This is a genomic window from Actinoplanes siamensis, assembly GCF_016862395.1.
Lineage (GTDB): Bacteria > Actinomycetota > Actinomycetes > Mycobacteriales > Micromonosporaceae > Actinoplanes > Actinoplanes siamensis.
The window spans coordinates 138,626-155,239 of record NZ_BOMW01000008.1 but is presented as its reverse complement, the minus strand read 5'-3'; the positions used below and the strand labels follow the sequence as shown (position 1 = coordinate 155,239).

At 74.0% G+C, this 16,614-nt stretch carries 13 protein-coding genes and 1 pseudogene; 8 read left to right on the top strand and 6 right to left on the bottom strand.

Annotated features, from left to right (window positions below):
- The coding region (locus tag Asi03nite_RS04235; protein WP_507762556.1) for a tetratricopeptide repeat protein at positions 1–1,779 on the top strand (1,779 nt) is incomplete at its 5' end.
- A gap of 30 nt (positions 1,780–1,809) precedes the next feature.
- Here the strand turns inward: Asi03nite_RS04235 and Asi03nite_RS04230 are convergent.
- From Asi03nite_RS04230 to Asi03nite_RS04205, 6 genes and pseudogenes are all read right to left on the bottom strand, one after another.
- On the bottom strand, positions 1,810–2,670 hold the full coding sequence (locus tag Asi03nite_RS04230; RefSeq protein ID WP_203677059.1) for an EamA family transporter: 861 nt from the start codon (positions 2,668–2,670) through the stop codon (positions 1,810–1,812).
- A 3-nt stretch (positions 2,671–2,673) separates the two neighbouring features.
- Positions 2,674–3,858 (bottom strand): ABC transporter permease, encoded by a 1,185-nt coding sequence (locus tag Asi03nite_RS04225; RefSeq protein WP_203677058.1) that lies wholly within the window; start codon positions 3,856–3,858, stop codon positions 2,674–2,676.
- Positions 3,858–4,517, bottom strand: a pseudogene (locus Asi03nite_RS04220) (ABC transporter ATP-binding protein); the annotation flags it as partial. The gene Asi03nite_RS04225 and the pseudogene Asi03nite_RS04220, both read right to left, overlap by 1 nt.
- Complete coding sequence (locus Asi03nite_RS04215) at positions 4,514–5,812, bottom strand: efflux RND transporter periplasmic adaptor subunit (protein WP_203677056.1); 1,299 nt, start codon at positions 5,810–5,812, stop codon at positions 4,514–4,516. The gene Asi03nite_RS04215 and the pseudogene Asi03nite_RS04220, both read right to left, overlap by 4 nt.
- A 78-nt stretch (positions 5,813–5,890) precedes the next feature.
- A complete protein-coding gene (locus Asi03nite_RS04210; protein WP_239102370.1) occupies positions 5,891–6,637 on the bottom strand; it encodes a L,D-transpeptidase family protein in 747 nt (248 codons plus the stop codon).
- Positions 6,638–6,787: 150 nt separating this feature from the next.
- The gene (locus tag Asi03nite_RS04205; protein WP_203677054.1) at positions 6,788–7,609 is read right to left on the bottom strand and encodes a CAP domain-containing protein; all 822 of its coding nucleotides are present in this window, start codon (positions 7,607–7,609) and stop codon (positions 6,788–6,790) included.
- 301 nt (positions 7,610–7,910) lie between these two features.
- On the opposite strand from Asi03nite_RS04205, the gene Asi03nite_RS04200 reads away from it, so the two are divergent.
- The 7 genes from Asi03nite_RS04200 (at position 7,911) to cheB (ending at position 16,613) form a co-directional block, all read left to right on the top strand.
- Positions 7,911–9,293 carry an acyltransferase family protein gene (locus Asi03nite_RS04200; protein WP_203677053.1) on the top strand — a complete coding sequence of 461 codons (1,383 nt, stop codon included), beginning with the start codon at positions 7,911–7,913 and terminating at the stop codon, positions 9,291–9,293.
- Between the two features lie 393 nt (positions 9,294–9,686).
- Positions 9,687–10,160 carry a chemotaxis protein CheW gene (locus Asi03nite_RS04195; RefSeq protein ID WP_203677052.1) on the top strand — a complete coding sequence of 158 codons (474 nt, stop codon included), beginning with the start codon at positions 9,687–9,689 and terminating at the stop codon, positions 10,158–10,160.
- Positions 10,157–11,524 (top strand): CheR family methyltransferase, encoded by a 1,368-nt coding sequence (locus tag Asi03nite_RS04190; protein ID WP_203677051.1) that lies wholly within the window; start codon positions 10,157–10,159, stop codon positions 11,522–11,524. Before Asi03nite_RS04195 ends, Asi03nite_RS04190 begins: the two co-directional genes overlap by 4 nt.
- The gene (locus tag Asi03nite_RS04185) at positions 11,521–12,057 is read left to right on the top strand and encodes a chemotaxis protein CheW (RefSeq protein WP_203677050.1); all 537 of its coding nucleotides are present in this window, start codon (positions 11,521–11,523) and stop codon (positions 12,055–12,057) included. The genes Asi03nite_RS04190 and Asi03nite_RS04185 overlap by 4 nt, the downstream gene beginning before the upstream one ends.
- On the top strand, positions 12,054–13,520 hold the full coding sequence (locus tag Asi03nite_RS04180) for a methyl-accepting chemotaxis protein (RefSeq protein WP_203677049.1): 1,467 nt from the start codon (positions 12,054–12,056) through the stop codon (positions 13,518–13,520). The genes Asi03nite_RS04185 and Asi03nite_RS04180 overlap by 4 nt, the downstream gene beginning before the upstream one ends.
- 1 nt (position 13,521) lies before the next feature.
- Positions 13,522–15,549, top strand: a complete 2,028-nt coding sequence (locus Asi03nite_RS38415; protein ID WP_203677048.1) for a hybrid sensor histidine kinase/response regulator — start codon at positions 13,522–13,524, stop codon at positions 15,547–15,549.
- Complete coding sequence (cheB, locus tag Asi03nite_RS04170; protein ID WP_203677047.1) at positions 15,546–16,613, top strand: chemotaxis-specific protein-glutamate methyltransferase CheB; 1,068 nt, start codon at positions 15,546–15,548, stop codon at positions 16,611–16,613. The genes Asi03nite_RS38415 and cheB overlap by 4 nt, the downstream gene beginning before the upstream one ends.
- Position 16,614: the final 1 nt, after the last annotated feature.

Sequence of the window (16,614 nt, the reverse complement as noted above, 5' to 3'; positions counted from 1 at the left end):
CACGCGGTTCCCGGGCCCGCCGTGCCCGGACAGGCGATTCCGGGCAACGCCGTTCCGGGGGATGTGGTTCCGGGCTGGGCGGTGTCCGGGCAGGCGCACGAGGCGGCGCATTCGGTGTCGCCCGCGACGCAGTGGACACCGGGTCAGCCGGGTCCGGCGCGGCCGGTCTCGCTTGCCGGATGGGCCACGGCGGAGCAGCCCGCGGCGACCCCGGTCAGCGGCTTCAGCCACCCCGCGGCGCATCCGGTGAGCGGCTTCGGCCACCCCGCCGCGGATCCGGTCAGCGGGCCGGCCAATCCGGCCGGCGGATCCGGTTTCGCGGCGGAGGTCCCGGTCGGCGGCCCCGGCCAGCTGGCGCCCGGCGCGCCCTACGGCCCGGACCGGACGCCGGACGGCGGCCATGTCGCCGCCGACGAGCCCACCGGCGAGTTGCCCCTGGTGCCGGCGCCCGAGGAGGACGCCTGGGGGCCGCGTGCCGGGCAGCGGCCCGTGTCCCCCGCCCCGGGTAAGGCCTGGCTGCCGGCCCCACGGCCCGACAACGACCCGGCATCCGACGGGAATGCTCCTGCGGCCGGTGGCGGCCGGCCGCAGGACGACAACCAGTCGCCACCGGCGGCCCGGGCCGTCCCGCAGCCGGTGACCCCGGCCGTGGCGTCGCCCGCCCCGACCCCTGCCGGAGCACCCCCCGCTCCGGCATCCGCACCGCCCGACGCCGCCCCCGGCAACCCGCCGCAGGGCGCAGGGGCACCCGCACCCCAGGCCGCCCCCACCGGCGGACCGGCCCGGCAACAGCCGCCCACCGCGCCCGGCCACGGGCAACCGGTCAGCACACCCGGCCAAGAGCAGCCGGGCGCCGAGCCCGCGCCGTACATGGACCCGGACGGCACCCTGCACAACCTCAAGCCGATAGCCCGCCTCGCCGTCTCCGGCCCGGATCAGGAACCGCGCCGGTACGCGGAGGACGCGTTCGGCAGCGGCTGGTTCGTCACCAAGAACCCGGTGCCCGAGGTGGACGAGCCGGGCGGCGACGACAGCCCGGGGGCGGCGCCGGACAGCGCCGGGGCGGCCGACGGCCGTACCGGTAAGGAGTCGGGCGACCTCGGGAAACACCTCCCGCTCTCGGCGGCGGACCTGGACGCCATCCGCTGGCGGCTGGACGGCGGCACCCTACGGGAGGTCGTCGACGACCGGGAGGCGCTGCGCGAGCTGGGTGAACGCCTGGACGGGCCGCTCACCGACGAGGCCGACAACATCGTCAAGGCGGGACTGCTGAGCGTACGCGCGGAGGTCTACCGCCTGCTCGGCGAGCTGGGCATGGCCGCGGCCGCGAGCCGGCTGGCGCTGGCGCACGCCGAGTCCGCGCAGGACGAGCAGTCGATGGTGATCGCACAGGCGGAGCTGGCGCACGTGTTGCGGCTGCGCGGGGACTGGATGGAGGCGGACCGGCTCTTCCAGCGGGCGGTGGACTCCGAGGTCTCCGCGGCGGTGCGGAGCGTGGTGCACGAGAACGCCGGGCGCAGCGCGTTCGACCAGGGCCGGCTGATGGAGGCGCTGGACCACTTCGCGCGGGCGGTCCGGCTGGGCGCGGCGGACGACAACGATCTCGTGGAGCGGATCGGGGTCTGCCTGGAGGCGGTCTACATCCACGTGTTGCGGGACGGCTGGGGTCCGTACCCCCGCAGCCCGGAGGAGATCCTGGCGCCGCTGAGCGGCCGCAGGGACGAGGAGACGGCCGGGGATGTCACAACGGAGCAGCCGGCGGTCGGGAAGCGGACGTGACGACGACCCGGCCCGGCCGCGGCCGGCCGCTCAGACCGGCACGACCTCGCGCTCCACGGCGGCCCGGCGGCCCAGCGTGACGCCGACGCTGGCCAGCGTGACCAGGACCAGCGCGACCACCTCGACCCGACCGAGCCGCTGGCCGAGGACGAGCAGCCCGGCGAGCGCGGCGGCGGCCGGTTCCAGGCTCATCAGGATGCCGAAGACCCGGGTGGGGACGCGGCGCAGGGCGTTCAGCTCCAGGCCGTACGAGATCACCGAGGAGAGCAGGGCCACCGCCGTCCCGCCGAGTAGCAGGTGCGGGTGGCCCAGGACGGCGCTCGCCCCGCCCAGGCCGAACGGGGCGACCAGCAGCGCGCCGACGGCCAGCGACACGGCCAGGCCGCCGGTGCCCGGGATCAGCGCGCCGACCCGCGCGCTGAACACGATGTACCCGGCCCAGCAGAGTCCGGCGACCAGCGCCAGCACCAGGCCGCCGAGCGGGGCGGAGCCTCCGGAGTGCAGGCCCAGCAGCACCACTCCGGCGCCGGCCAGCAGCGCCCAGACCAGGTCGGGCAGCCGGCGGGTCTGCACCAGCGCGAGCAGCAGCGGGCCGAGGAACTCGACGGTCACCGCGGTGCCCAGCGGGACGGTCTGGATGGCCAGGTAGAAGACCAGGTTCATGCTGCCCATGGCGATGCCGAGCAGGGCGGCGGCCCGCCACTGCGCGAGCGACCAGGACCGCACGTCCGGCCGGGTGAGCACGCCGAGGAGGACGGCGGCGACGGCCAGCCGCAGGAACGTGACGCCGGACGCGCCGAGGTCGTCGAAGAGGGTCCGGGCCACCGCGCTGCCGAGCTGGACCGAGGCGATCGCGGCCAGGACCAGCAGCGGCGCGGGTACCCGTTTCATCTGTTACTCCGTTCGTAGGGCCACCACCGGATCGAGCCGGCCGGCCCGCTGTGCCGGGACGACGCCGAAGATGATGCCAACGCCCGCGGACACGGAGAACGCCAGGGCCATGGACCACCAGGTCAGCGCGGCCGGCACCGGGCTGAGCGCGTCGACCAGCACGGCGGCGGCCGCGCCGAGCAACATGCCGAGCACTCCCCCGGTGGTGGTCAGCAGGACCGCTTCCAGGAGGAACTGGACACCGATGTCGCGCGGGTGCGCGCCGACCGCCTTGCGCAGCCCGATCTCCCTGGTCCGCTCGCGTACCGAGACCAGCATGATGTTCGACACGCCGACGCCGCCGACCAGCAGGCTGATCCCGGCGATCGCGGCGAGCACCCCGGTCAGCACGCCGAGGATGTCGCCGAGCACGCCGAGGATCTGCTCCTGGGTGACAGTGCTGAACCTGGTGTCCGGGTGCCGGCTCACCAGGGCCGCGACCACGTCCCGGCCGAGCCGGCCGACGCGTTCCCGGTCGGGGGCCCGGATGGCGAGGCCGTCGACGCGGTCGGTGCCGAGGAGCCGCTGCGCGGCGGTCACCGGTACGTGCACCTCGTTGTCCCGGTCCACGCCGAGGCTCTGCCCGAGCGGCCGGAACGTGCCGATCACCCGGAACCGCACGCCGCCGATGGTGATCTGCCGCCCGACCGGGTCCCGTTCGCCGAACAGCGTCCGGGCCACCCCCGCGCCGAGCACCGCCACCCGCCGGCCGGTGCTGACGTCGGTGCGGGTCAGGTAGGCGCCCCGGTCCAGGCCGCGGGCGAAGACCGCCGGTGTGGTCTCCAGGACGCCCTGCATGCTGGCGAACCGGGAGCGCCGCCCGGCGCGGACGGTCTCCCCGGACGCGATGGTCACGGCGACGCGCCAGCGGTCGCCGACCACCCGGGTGACCGTTTCCACGTCGTCCAGGGTCAGCGGCGAGCTGGCCGGGGCGCTGCCGGCGTCGAGCCGGCCCGGCACGACGATCAGCAGGTTGCTGCCCAGTCCTTCGACCTGGCGTTCGATCTGCTGTTTGGTCCCGGTGCCGATGGCGACGAGCGCGACGACCGCCGCCACGCCGATGACCACGCCGAGCATGGTGAGCAGGCTCCGTAGGCGGTTGGCCCGCAGCGCGTCCAGCGCCACCCGCCAGGCCTCGGCGAGCCTCATAAGATCCGGCCGTCACGCATCAGGATCTGCCGGCGGGCCCGGGCCGCCACGTCCCGGTCATGGGTGACCAGGACGACGGCGACACCTTCGGCGTTGAGCGACTCCAGCAGCGTCAGGATGGCCTGCCCGGTCGCCGAGTCCAGGTTTCCGGTGGGCTCGTCGGCCAGCAACAGGGACGGGCCGGTGACCAGCGCCCGCGCGATCGCGACCCGCTGCTGCTCGCCGCCGGAGAGCTGGCTGGGCCGGTGCGTCATGCGGTGGGCCAGCCCGACGCGGTCCAGCATCGCGGCGGCTCGGGCCCGGCGTTCCCGGCGGCCGGCGCCGCGGTAGACCAGTGGCAGCGCCACATTGTCCTGGGCGGTGGTGCGGGGCAGCAGGTGGAACGACTGGAAGACGAAGCCGATGGTGGTGTTGCGCAGCTCGGCGAGCTCGTTCGGGGTGAGCCCGGCGACGTCCCGGCCGCCGATCAGCAGGGTGCCGCCGGTCGGCCGGTCCAGCCCGCCGATCAGGTGCATCAGGGTGGATTTGCCGGAGCCGGAGGCGCCGACGACGGCCAGGTAGTCGCCGGCCTCGACGGTGAGCGACACCCCGCGCAGCGCCGGGACGGAGACGCCGTCCAGGTGGTAGACGCGGCTCACGTCGGTGGCGACGACGCTCACGGGGCCTCGCCGCCCGGCTTCACCCGGTCGGCGCCGGCCACGACGATCTTCTGGCCGGCGACGACACCGGAGATTATCTGTACGGACTCCTCGCCCTCGATCCCGATCCGGACGGGCACCCGCTGGTAGTGGCCGTCCCGCACCGCCCAGACGGTGTCCCGCCCGTCGGCGCTGACCACCGCCGAGGCCGGCACGGTGACCGCGTCGTCGACCCGGCGGACCCGCAGGCGCACGACCGCGCTCATCCCGGGGCGGGGCGCCGGCGCCGCTCCCCGGCCGTCGGTGTACCTGCCCTCGCCCAGGTCGAGCCGGACCCGGTAGGAGACGCCACCCGCGGTGGAGGCGGTCGGCAGCAGGTCGACCGAGCGGACCGTCGCCGGGTAGGTGGCGCCGGTCGCCGCGTCGAGTTCGGCGTCCGCCGCCACGCCGGGTTGGACCAGCAGGACGTCTGTCTCGTCGACCTCCGCGGCGAGTCCGGGGCGTCCCGCGTCCACCACTGTCGCCACCGGCGTGCCGGGGGCCACGTACGCGCCTTCGGAGATCGGCGGGTCGGCGCCTTCGCCGCCGTTCGCCACCAGGGCCGGCAGATTGCCCGAGCGTGGCGACGGCCGGCCGCCGAGCTGCACCAGTCCGGCTATCGGAGCTCTCAGGGTCAGCGCGTCGACGGCGGCGTCGGCCAGGTCGTACGCCTGCCGGGCCTGCAGCTGTTGCGCCGCGGACAGTGCGGAGACCGCCTCCCCGAGCGCGGCGACCCCGCGCTGGACCGCGCGGAAGGCGGCGTCAACGGCGGCCGACGCCGACCGGTACTGCGCCCGCGCCGCATCGACCTGCTGCCGCAACGCTTCCCGGAGAGCCGGGTCGGCGATCCGGTCAGCGGCCGCGAAGGCCTGCTCGAACGCCAACCCGGCCCGCTCGTCGGTGCGTCTGCGGACCTCGGTGAAGTCGCCCACGGGCCCGCCTGCGCGGGGCGGGAGCCGGTCCAGCGTCGTGAGCGCGGCGTCGCGCCGCTGCCGCAGTTCCGGCGAGTCGATCACGGCCAGCACGTCCCCTTCGGCCACCCGGTCGCCGGGCTCCACCCGCAGGTCGCCGACGGTCCCGGCGGCCGGCGCGGTGACGGTCGCCGTGGCCCGCGCGGTCACCGATCCCGGCGCCTCCACGACCTCTTCCACGGTGCCCACGATGGCGGCGCCGACGCGTACCCCCGGATCGCCTTCTTCGCAGCTGGCAGCGGTCAGCAGTAGCAGCACCAGGGTTCCGCCGGCGAGGAGCGCGCCCCGGGAGTGGGTGCCAGACACAAGAGGCCACTCTATGCCAGGGAAAGCGGAACGGGCCGCCCCTTTGGTGTTGGGGCGGCCCGAGCTCGCGCGATCGGATCAGGTGCCGGGACGGCGCCCGAACACCTTCACCACCGAGCCGATCTTGCCGATGCCGTAGTACTGCTTGGCGTCCTGCGGCAGCAGGTTGACGCAACCGTGCGAACCACGCCACTTGTCGTGGATGTACGTGGTGGTCTGGTGGAACCCGCGCCCGCCGATGAAGCGCTGCCAGTAGGGCAGCCAGACGTGGTACGGGTCGGACCACTCCTTCTTCGTCCGCTTGTTGATCTTGAAGGTGCCGGCCGGTGTCCGGTAGCCCTTCATACCGGTGCGCGTGACGGTGGGCTTGACGTAGACCTTCGCGTCCTTCATCACCCACGTCGTCTGGTGGGTGAGATCGATGCAGAAGGTGATGCCCTTCTTGTTGGCTTTGCAGGCCGACGTCTTCGTCGACGCCAGGCGCTTGGCGACGTCGAAGGTGGTCGGGCCGGCCAGGCCCGCGGCCGGCTGGATGCCGAACCGCTTCTGGAACTTGACGATCGCGGCGCAGTCCGCCTTCGACTGCTTGCCGTCGACCGTGATCGTGCCGTACCCACCCAGCTTCTTCAGGTAGGTCTCGACCTGCTTCTGGTACTTGCCGGTGGCGCACGAGGAGGCGGCCGCCCTGGTGACCACCGTGGTGGCCACCGGCGCGGTCCGCACCGCGGCCCCGGCGCCGGCCGGGGTCAGGGCGAACGCGCCGAGACCGCCGCCCACCACGACGGCTGTCGCGGCCGTCGCGAGACGTGCGGTAACACGTTTCACTGTCAAATCACATCCTCCCCAGGAGTGTCGTGCGCACATCGAAGCACACCTGTCCCCCGACGACGATCGGGGCACAGACCGTGACATGAATCCGGGATGCCATACGGCATCCCGGGCGTGCGGTTGACTTCCTGGGGAGTTGCGTTGCGGTTACCTGGGGCTGGCGAGGTCCTGGACCCAGTACGGGGTCTTGTCGCGGGCGATGGCCAGTCCGACGCCCATCTGGTCCAGGCGGCAGTCGAGGATGTTCTGCCGGTGACCCGGGCTGCGCATCCAGCCGGCCATCGCCTCCCACGGGCTGACCTGCCCACGGGCGATGTTCTCCCCGTACCGGCTCCACCGGTAGCCGGCCTCGCTGACCCGGTCGCCGGGTCGCCCGCCGTCCGGGGACTCGTGCTCGAAGTAGTGCCGGCGGGCCATGTCGGCGGCGTGCCGGTTGGCCGCGTCGATCAGCCGGCGGTCGACGGTCACCGGGTCGCAGCCGGCCCTCCCGCGATAGCGGTTGACCAGAGCGAGAACCTGTTGCTGGACCGGGGAGACCGGGCTGGACGAGATGCTCTCCGGGGTGACCGGGGTGTGCGAGGCGGCGATCGGGTCGGCGGCCGCGGCGAACCCGTAGTTCTTCCGCGGGACGACGGCCTTGATCCGCGCGGGCGGCGCCTGCCGCACGGTCTCGCCGGAAGCTTCCGCCGCCGGGCCGCTCGCCGGCGACCGCGGGCCGGGCGGGACCGGCTCGGACGGCTCGGAGGGCTCGGACGGCTCGGACGGCTCGGTCTCCGGCAGGTCCGGCGGATCGTCGCCGACGGCGGGCTCCTCCTGGTAGCCGTCGTCCACGACCACCACCGGCATCCCGAAGACGCCGAGCCCCGCGAACGCGTCCGGCGGCTCCTGCGCCATCGCGCGTGTCGTGACGACCCCACCCGCGATCAGGGCGGTGGCGGCCACGCCGAGCACAACCAGAGACTTGCGCATAACGTCGTCGATCCCATTCCGTCAGGCGCCCCGCCTTTTCCGGGGCGCTCACGGAGTTGACCAACGTCACAGACGCGGGGCGGTCACTTCGCCGCCGGGTCCGCCGTTGCCCCAGGCCGTTCGCAAAACCATTTGCCCGTACGACCTGAGCAGCGCAAAGTCCGGAAACGGCCACGCACGCGCGTCGCACAATCGCACTGGATTCCGGCACAGTTCCCGCTATCGGGGTAATCCGGTGAGGCGCTCTTGCCGACCGGCCGGATGTCCCGATTCCCGCCGGGCCCTGACTACGGTTCCCCAGGTGCGCAACCGATACCTGGATCTGCTTCGTGCCGCGGCAATCCTCCGGGTGATCGTCTACCACCTCTTCGGCTGGTCCTGGCTGTCGATCGTGATGCCCGCGATGGGGGTCATGTTCGCCCTGGCCGGATCACTGACCGCGGCGTCCCTGGAGCGGCGGCCCGCCACCGGGGTGGTGACGTCCCGGCTGCGCCGGCTGCTTCCGCCGCTGTGGCTGCTCGGGCTCCTCGCCGTGCCGGTGATGATCGCCGCGGGCTGGGCGCGGGAGGAGGACGGCGAGCACCCGTTCACGTGGTGGAAGCTCGCCTTCTGGGTCCTGCCGCTCGGCGACCCGCCCGGCAGCGAGCTGGCCATCGACGCCTGGGAGCCGCTCTGGTACATCCGGGCGTACGTCTGGTTCATCGCCCTCTCGCCGGCCCTGTGGTTGCTCTGGAAGAAACTCGGCCCGGCATGCTGGCTACTGGTGATCGTCCCGTTCGCCGCCATCGCGATGATCGACCGCAGCGGCTTGGAGCTGCCGGAGACCGCGGACGTGGTGATGTGGGACTTCGTCACCTACGCCGCGTGCTGGATCACCGGCTTCGCCCACCGCGACGGCCGGCTGCGCAGGCTCGCGCCGGCGACCGTGGTCTTCCTGGCCGCGGTGCTGGCCGGCGCCGCGCTCTACTACCAGCAGGGTCACCAGGGCGAGGACGCCTGGGACCTGAACGACGTCTCCGAGTCGCAGTCGCTGTACTCGCTCGCCTTCGTGCTGCTCTTCCTCCGCTGGCAGCCCGGCATGGCCTGGCTCGCCAGACTCCGCCCGCTGGACCGCGCGGTCACCCTGCTCAACGCCCGCGCGGTGACCGTCTACCTCTGGCACAACCTGGCCATCGCCGCGATCTGGCCGATTCTCACCTTCCTCACCGTCGACGACCTGGGCCACCTGGAGAAACCTGTCACGCTGACGGTCGCGCTGGCGCTGACCGCGGTGGCCGTCGTGCTCTTCGGCTGGGTCGAGGACCTGGCCGCCCAGCGCCGGCCCCGGCTCTGGCCGGACACCTCTCCCCCGGCGGCTGCCCGCCCGGAGCGGTCCGTACCGCCGGTGGCCACCTTCTCCGGGCCGGTGCCGGCCGGGTGGCCCGAGGTGGATCGCGACGGCCATCCGCACGCCGGCTGGTCCGAGGTCGGTCGCGAAGGTTCGCCACGGGCCGGCCGCCCTCCCGCGACGCTCGACCTCCCGGCCGCCTCGGCCACCGGCGCGGCAGCGTCTCCCTCGGACGTCGCGGAGACCAAGTCGCCGGACCTGCCGGTGGCCGGCCGCCGGCCGAGGTCCGGCAAGGCCCGCAAGGCCCGCAAGCAGGAGGAATCCCTGATCCCCACGTGGTGGGCGTCGAAGGACTGACGTCGCACCTCCCGGGGGCACGGTGAGCCGGCCGGCTCCGGCGCGCGGAAGGGCGGCCGCCCTCCGGAGCCGGCCCATCCGCCAGCCGCCCGGGCTCGAACCCGGCGCCGGGTCCCGCACAGCGCGCCCCACGCCGGTCAGCGGTCCGCGAGGCTGCGGCCCACGCACGCCCACCACGCGGCTCGCGCTCCTCGGCTGGTCCTCACGGTTGTCTCGGGACGCTCGAGACAACCGTGAGGACCAGCCGGCTACCGCCGGCCGCGCTGCCCGGTGGACCCGGCGCGACGCCGCGCCTGGCCGGTCAGGCGGCAACGCGGGCCGGGGTGGTGTATTTGTCAGGCCAAAGCGAGCAAAGTTCGCGAATTCCACGGGCGCCCTGGCTAGCCTGAGACCGTGGAGCAGCAAGAGGCTGGGGTCGCCGCGCTGGTCTTTCGGGCCGGGCCGCTGTTCTGCGCGCTGCCCCTCGCCGAGGTCGTCGAGACCATGCGCCCGCTGCCGACGCGCCCGCTGGCCGGCACCCCACCCTACGTCCGGGGCCTGACGATCCTGCGCGGCGAACCCTCCCCGGTGGTCGATGTGCCCCGTCTGCTGACAGGGGTGACGTCCGAGATCGATCGGTACGTGGCGGTGCGCGCCGGGCGCGGACCGGTGGTCTGCGCGACCGGGCCGGTGCTCGGGGTGCAGACCGTGCGGGCGGCGCCGCCGGAGGGCCCCGGCACGATGTTCACCGGCGCGTCGACATCGCTTGTCGCGGCGGTCGGACGGGTCGGCACCGAACCCCTGTTGCTGCTGCACGGCATCCGCACCGTCCCGGACGAGGTCTGGGAGACCGCCGCGCAGGAGACCGCCACGGGGGCGGCGGCGTGAGGCAGGCCCTGCCCGTGGCCCGGTTCCGGGGAATCCTGGAGCAGCGGCTGGGCTGGTCCACCGCCGACACCGAGGCGGTACCGATCTTCCCGGTGCTGGCCGAGCGGGCCGCGGCCCGTCGGCTGTCCGAGGACGACTACCTGAACCGGCTGGCCGGGCGGGACTGGCCGGAGGAGATCGCGATCCTCGCCGAGCGGCTGAGCATCACCGAGACCTACTTCTTCCGGCACGGCTCGCAGTTCCGCGCGCTCGCCGAGCGGGTGCTGCCGGAGCGGATCGAGGCCCGGTCCGGGCAGCGGGTGCTGCGGCTGCTGTCGGTCGGCTGCTCCTCCGGCGAGGAGGCGTACTCGCTGGCCATCGCGGCGCACCGGGCACGGCCGGGCCCGGAGTGGATCGTGTCGGTGCTGGGGCTCGACGCGAACGCGGAGATGCTGCGGCGGGCCGGCCGGGCGGTGTACTCCGAGTGGTCGCTGCGGGAGACCCCGCAGGACGTACGGCAACGGTGGTTCCGCCGAACCAAGGAGGGTTTCGAGGTTGTGCCTGATGTCGTCGGCTCGGTGCGCTTCGCCGGGCACAACGTGGCCGGGCCGGACGATCCGGGGATCTGGCAGCCGGAGCGGTACGACGTGATCTTCTGCCGCAACCTGCTGATGTACCTGACCGAGGCGACAGCCACCCGCCTGGTGGAGCGGATGACCGGCTCGCTGGCGCCGGGCGGGGCGCTGTTCCTGGGCCACACCGACACGCTGGGCAGCCGTCCCGCCGGTTTCCGCGTGGAGGACGCCGGCGACACGGTGTACTACCGCCGGGTCGTGCCGGCGCCGGCCCCGCCCGACCCGGCCCCGCGGATCGTCGTCGCGCGCAGGCCACCGCGGCGCCGGGCCGACCCTCGCGAGGCGGCCCTGCGGTTGCTGCGTGACGAGCGCTTCGCCGAGGCGCTCGACCTGGCCCCGACGCACGACCTGTTGCTGCGCGGCGTCCTGCTGGCCCAGGTCGGGAGGATCCCGGAGGCCCGGGACGCCGCCCGGGAGCTGATCGACTCGGGTGGCCCCGACCCGGACGCGCACCAGCTGCTCGGCACCTGCGACGAGGCGGACCAGCCGGATCAGGCGTACGGGCAGTACCGGCTCGCGGCGTACCTGGACCCGGGCTTCGCCATGCCCCGGCTGCGGATGGGCGTGCTCGCCCGGCGCCGCGGCGACGGGCGGGCGGCGGCCGCCGAGCTGGCCACCGCGCTGGAGCTGCTGCCGCGGGAGTCGCAGGAGCGGATCACGCTGTTCGGTGGCGGATTCGGGCGGCTGACGCTCAGCTCGCTGTGCCGCACCGAGCTGGACGCGGCCATGTCCCGGGAAACCCGGCGATGACCGATTCCATCCGCACCCGTGTCGAGCGGCTGCGGGCCGACTTCGACCACTCCTTCTCGGTGCCGCTGCGCACCCTGGACGACGAGACGGTGGAGCTGCTGGCGATCGGGGTGGGCGGCCGATCCTACGCCCTGCGGCTGTCCCAGACCTCCGGCCTGCACCCGGACCGGCCGGTCACGCCGCTGCCCACGGCGGTGCGCGCGCTGCGTGGCCTGGCCGGCTTCGCCGGTGTCGCCGTCCCGGTGTACGACCTGGCCACCCTGCTCGGCCATCCGATCGGCGACGAGCCGCGCTGGCTGGTGCTGGCCGGCGGCGCGCCCCCGCTGGCGCTCGCGTTCCACCGGCTCGACCACCACGTCCGGGTGCGGTCCGCGGACGTGGTGGACGGTTCCGCGGCGGCCGCCGTACCCCAGGGCTGCCTGCGCGGCATGGTCCGGTTGCCGGACGGCAACCGGCCGATCGTCGACGTGGCGGCCACCCGCGCCCTGGCCCACCGGATGGCCGGACACGAACACTCGGAGGTGACCACATGATGGCTGGACACACGTACGGCCGGAAACTCGGCTTCGGCGTAGGGATCACCGGTGTGCTGACGCTGCTCTCGGTGGTCGTGGCCGCGCTCTGCCTGCTCTTCGTGGTGCACGCCAAGGACCGCGTGGTCACCGCTGCCACCCGGGAGCTGAGCGGGGCGGAGAACCTCAACCGGCTGATGGAGAAGCGGCTGGCCGACTACCGGGCGTACCTGCTCTACGGCACGCAGGAGTACGCCGGCGCCACCGCGCAGGACCGCACCGAGTTCCGCGCGCAGTTGCGCGACCTGCAGAACGGCGCCGGCGCCACGGTCCAGAACCTGCTGCGACGGGTGGCGGACGCCGAGGACAAGCACGCGGCGTGGGTGGACACGGCGATGGCCGAGCGGGCCCGGACCAATGACCCGTTGGCCGCCGCGAAGCTCAACAACACCCAGGCGGTGCCGCTGCGCAGGGACGTGCAGGCCGCGCTGAGCGCGCTGATCGACCAGGTTCGCGCGGACGTGGCGGCCGACCAGAGGCGCTCGACCCGGCAGGCGAACATCGCGATCACGGTGATCGTCGTCCTGGGTGTGCTGACCACCGGCAGCGCGATCCTGGTGGCCTGGCGGCTGAGCCGGGACCTGCGCCGCGAGGTGGGCGCCGCGGTCGGGCACATCCAGAGCTCGTCGGCGCAGCTGGAGGCGGCGGCCGCCCAGCAGGTCGACGGCGGCCGGGACCAGGCCAGCGCGATGAACGAGATCACCACCACGATCAACGAGCTGCTGATCACGTCCCGGCAGATCGCCGACAGCGCCCAGCGGGTCTCCAAGATCGCCGAGGAGACCGAGTCGGCGGCGCGCAACGGCGACCAGACCATCGACCAGACCCGCGCGTCGATCAGCGCGATCCGCACCCAGGTCGATCAGATCGTGGGGCACATGCTGGCGCTGGGCGAGAAGTCGCAGCAGATCGGCGTGGTCGTGGACCTGGTCTCGGAGCTGGCCGAGCAGACGAACATCCTGGCCATCAACGCCACCATCGAGGCGAGCGGGGCCGGTGAGTGGGGCCGCCGGTTCGCCGTGGTGGCCGAGGAGATCCGCAAGCTGGCCGACCGTACGGCGGCGTCGGCCAAGGAGATCCGGGCGCTGATCGAGGACGTCCGTGGCGCGGTGAACACCACGGTGATGGCCACCGAGATCGGGGCCAAGGCGGTGGACGCCGGGGCCCGGCAGTTCGACGACGCCACCAACTCGTTCCGGGAGATCGTCGAGCTGGTCGCCACCACGAACGACGCCACCCGGGAGATCGAGCTCTCCACCAAGCAGCAGACCACAGCGGTCGAGCAGGTGAACGTCGCCGTCTCGGACACCGCCCGGGTGTCGCGGGAGACCGAGAGCAGCGCGGTGCAGACCAAACAGACCGCGGCGCACCTGAGCACGCTCTCCGGCGAGCTGCTGGAGCTGGTCGGAACCCGGAGCCACTGAGATGCCGGAGAACCGGGACCCCCTGCGCTACTTCCGGGTCGAGGCGCGGGAACTGGTCGAGCAGATCAGCTCCGGCGTGCTGGACCTGGACCAGCGGCCCGGGCCGGAGCCGGTGGCGAAGCTGCTGCGGGTGGCGCACACGCTCAAGGGCGCGGCCCGGGTGGTGAGGCAGAAGGAGATCGCCGACCGGGCGCACGAGTTCGAGGAGATCCTGATCCCGCACCGGGACGATCCGGCCGGGCTGGCCGCCGACCAGATGCGCGAGCTGTTGCGGCTCAACGACGAGATCAGCGCCCAGGTGGCGGCTCTGACCAGGCCGGCGGCGCCGGTGGAGAGAAAACCGGAACCCGAGGAGCCGGCCGAGCCGGTGGCGCACCGCGCCTCGTCCGGGGATCTGGACGAGCTGCTGGACTCGATCGGCGAGGCCAGCTCCCGGATGGCGCCGTTGCGCGCCGGCTGCCGGACCGTCGAGAACCTGCACCGGTCGGCCGAGGTGCTGGCCGACCAGCTGCGCGGCGGCCGGGCGGCGACCGCGGTGACCCGGGCCTCGGCCCAGCGCCTCGCCGGTGACCTGGGCGCCGCCGGCCGCCGTTTCATCGACGCGGTGGACCAGATCGAGCGGGAGCTGGCGGAGGTGCGGGCGAAGGCGGAAGGGCTGCGGCTGGTGCCGGCCGGCAGCATCTTCACCGTGCTGCACCGGGCGGCGCGCGACGCCGCGGACGCCGAGGACAAGCGGGTGCGCTTCACCGCGCACGGCGCCGACGTACGGATGGGCTCGCACCTGCTCGGCCCGGTCAGCGCGGCCTTTCAGCACGTGGTGCGCAACGCCGTGGTGCACGGCCTGGAACCGCAGGCGGAGCGGATCGCGGCCGGCAAGGCCCCGGAGGGCTCGGTCACCTTCGAGGTGGAGCGGGACGGCCGGTTCGCGGTGTTCCGCTGCACCGACGACGGGCGCGGGTTCGACGTGGCCGCGCTGCGGGCCAAGGCGCAGGCCCGCGGTCTGCTGGCGGCCGGCGAGGCGGAGGTCCTGGACCTGGTGCTGCACGGCGGGCTGAGCACCTCCGAGACGGTCACCGAGGTGGCCGGCCGGGCGATCGGGATGGACGTGCTGCGTGACGTGGCGGCGCAGTTGCACGGCGAGGTGAAGATCCGCAGCACGCCGGGCGCCGGGGCGACGGTCCAGCTGTCCGTGCCGCTCGCGCTGCTCAGCATGACCGGGCTGCTGGTCGAGGCGGGTGGCACGGTCGTCTCGCTGCCGCTGGACTCGGTCCGGGCCTGCGTGCGCCTGAGCGTGGCGGAGGCGGCCACCGCCGCGGCCACCGGCAAGCTGGTCTTCGAGGGCACCGCCGCGCCGTTCCGGCCGCTCGTCGAGATGCTCTACACCGGGCGGACGGTGCCGGACGCCGCCGGGCCGGGCGCGGCCGTGATGGTGGACGCCGGCCAGGGTGTCGTGGCGGTCGGCGTGGACGGGCTCTGCGGCACCCACGCGCTGGTCGCCCGCCCGCTGCCGGGCCTGGCCCCGTCCACCCCGGTGATCGGCAGCGTCTCGCTCGACGCGGATGGCAACCCGCGGCTGGTGCTCGACCCCGCCGGGCTGGCGAGCGCGCTGCTGCGCGACGACAGCGGTCCCCGCGCGGCGTCCGCGCCGGCCGCTCCGCCGCTGCCGATCCTGGTGGTGGACGACTCGCTGACCACCCGGATGCTGGAGCGCAGCATTCTGGAATCGGCCGGCTACCAGGTCGATCTGGCCGCCTCCGGCGAGGAGGGCCTGGACAGGGCGAGGTCCCGGCGGTACGGGCTGTTCCTCACCGACATCGACATGCCGGGCATCGACGGCTTCAGCTTCGTCGAACGCACCCGCGCCGATCCCGAGCTGGCCGGGGTGCCGGCGATCCTGGTCAGCTCGCGGGCCAGCGCCGAGGACCGGGATCGCGGGACGGCCGCCGGGGCCAGCGCGTACATCGTCAAGGGCGAGTTCGACCAGGAGGAGTTGCTCGCCCACATCCGTCGGCTGGTGGTGCGGGCATGATCCGGGTGCTTGTGGTGGAGGACTCGCCGACCATGCGCAACTACCTGCGCGAGGCGCTGGCCGAGGACCCGGAGCTGCAGGTGGTCGGCGAGGCGGTGACCGGGGAGCAGGCCGTCGCGCTGACCGGCCGGCTGCGCCCGGACGTGATCACGATGGACATGATGCTGCCCGGGATCAGCGGACTGCAGGCGACCGAGCACATCATGGCCGAGCACCCGACCCCGATCCTGGTGGTCTCCTCGGCGGACCGGCGGGAGCTGTTCAGCACGTACAACGCGCTGGCCGCGGGCGCGGTGGACGTGCTGGAGAAACCGCGCGGCGACGACTCGGACGCCGACTGGTCGCCACGGCTGCGCCGGACGCTGCGGATGGTGTCCCGGATCCGGGTGATCACCCATCCACGGGCCCGGCTGAACGGGCGGTCCACGGCGCCCGCGCCGCTCATCGGGCCACCGGCGGCCACTCCCCCGGCGGCGAACGAGCTGGCCGTGGTCGCGGTCGGGGCGTCCACCGGCGGACCGGCCGCGCTCACCGAGCTGCTCCGGGGGCTGCCGCCGAAGTTCCGCACCCCGGTGCTGTGTGTGCAGCACATCGCGGCCAGCGAGCAGTTCGCGGTGGCGTTCTCCGACTGGCTGGCCGGGCAGAGCGGGCGCAACGTCAGGTACGCCAGCGACGGCCTGCCGGTGCGCTCGCTGGGCGGCCAGGTCCTGCTCGCCCCGCCGGACCGGCACCTGTACGTCCGCGACCGCGTCCTGCGGCTGTCCGACGGCCCGCCGCGGCACTCCTGCCGCCCGTCGGTGGACGTGCTGTTCGAGTCGGTGGCCACCGAGTACGGCGGGTCGGCGGCCGGCTGCCTGCTCACCGGGATGGGCCGGGACGGCGCGGCCGGGCTGCTGCAGATGCGCAACCGGGGCGCTGTCACGTTCGCCCAGGACGAGCACAGTTGCACGGTCTACGGGATGCCCCGGGAGGCGGCGCTGCTCGGCGCGGCCGTGCACGTGCTGCCGCCGGGCCGGATCTCGGCGCGCCTGGCCGAACTGCAGCCGGTGGCGGGTCGCCGATGAT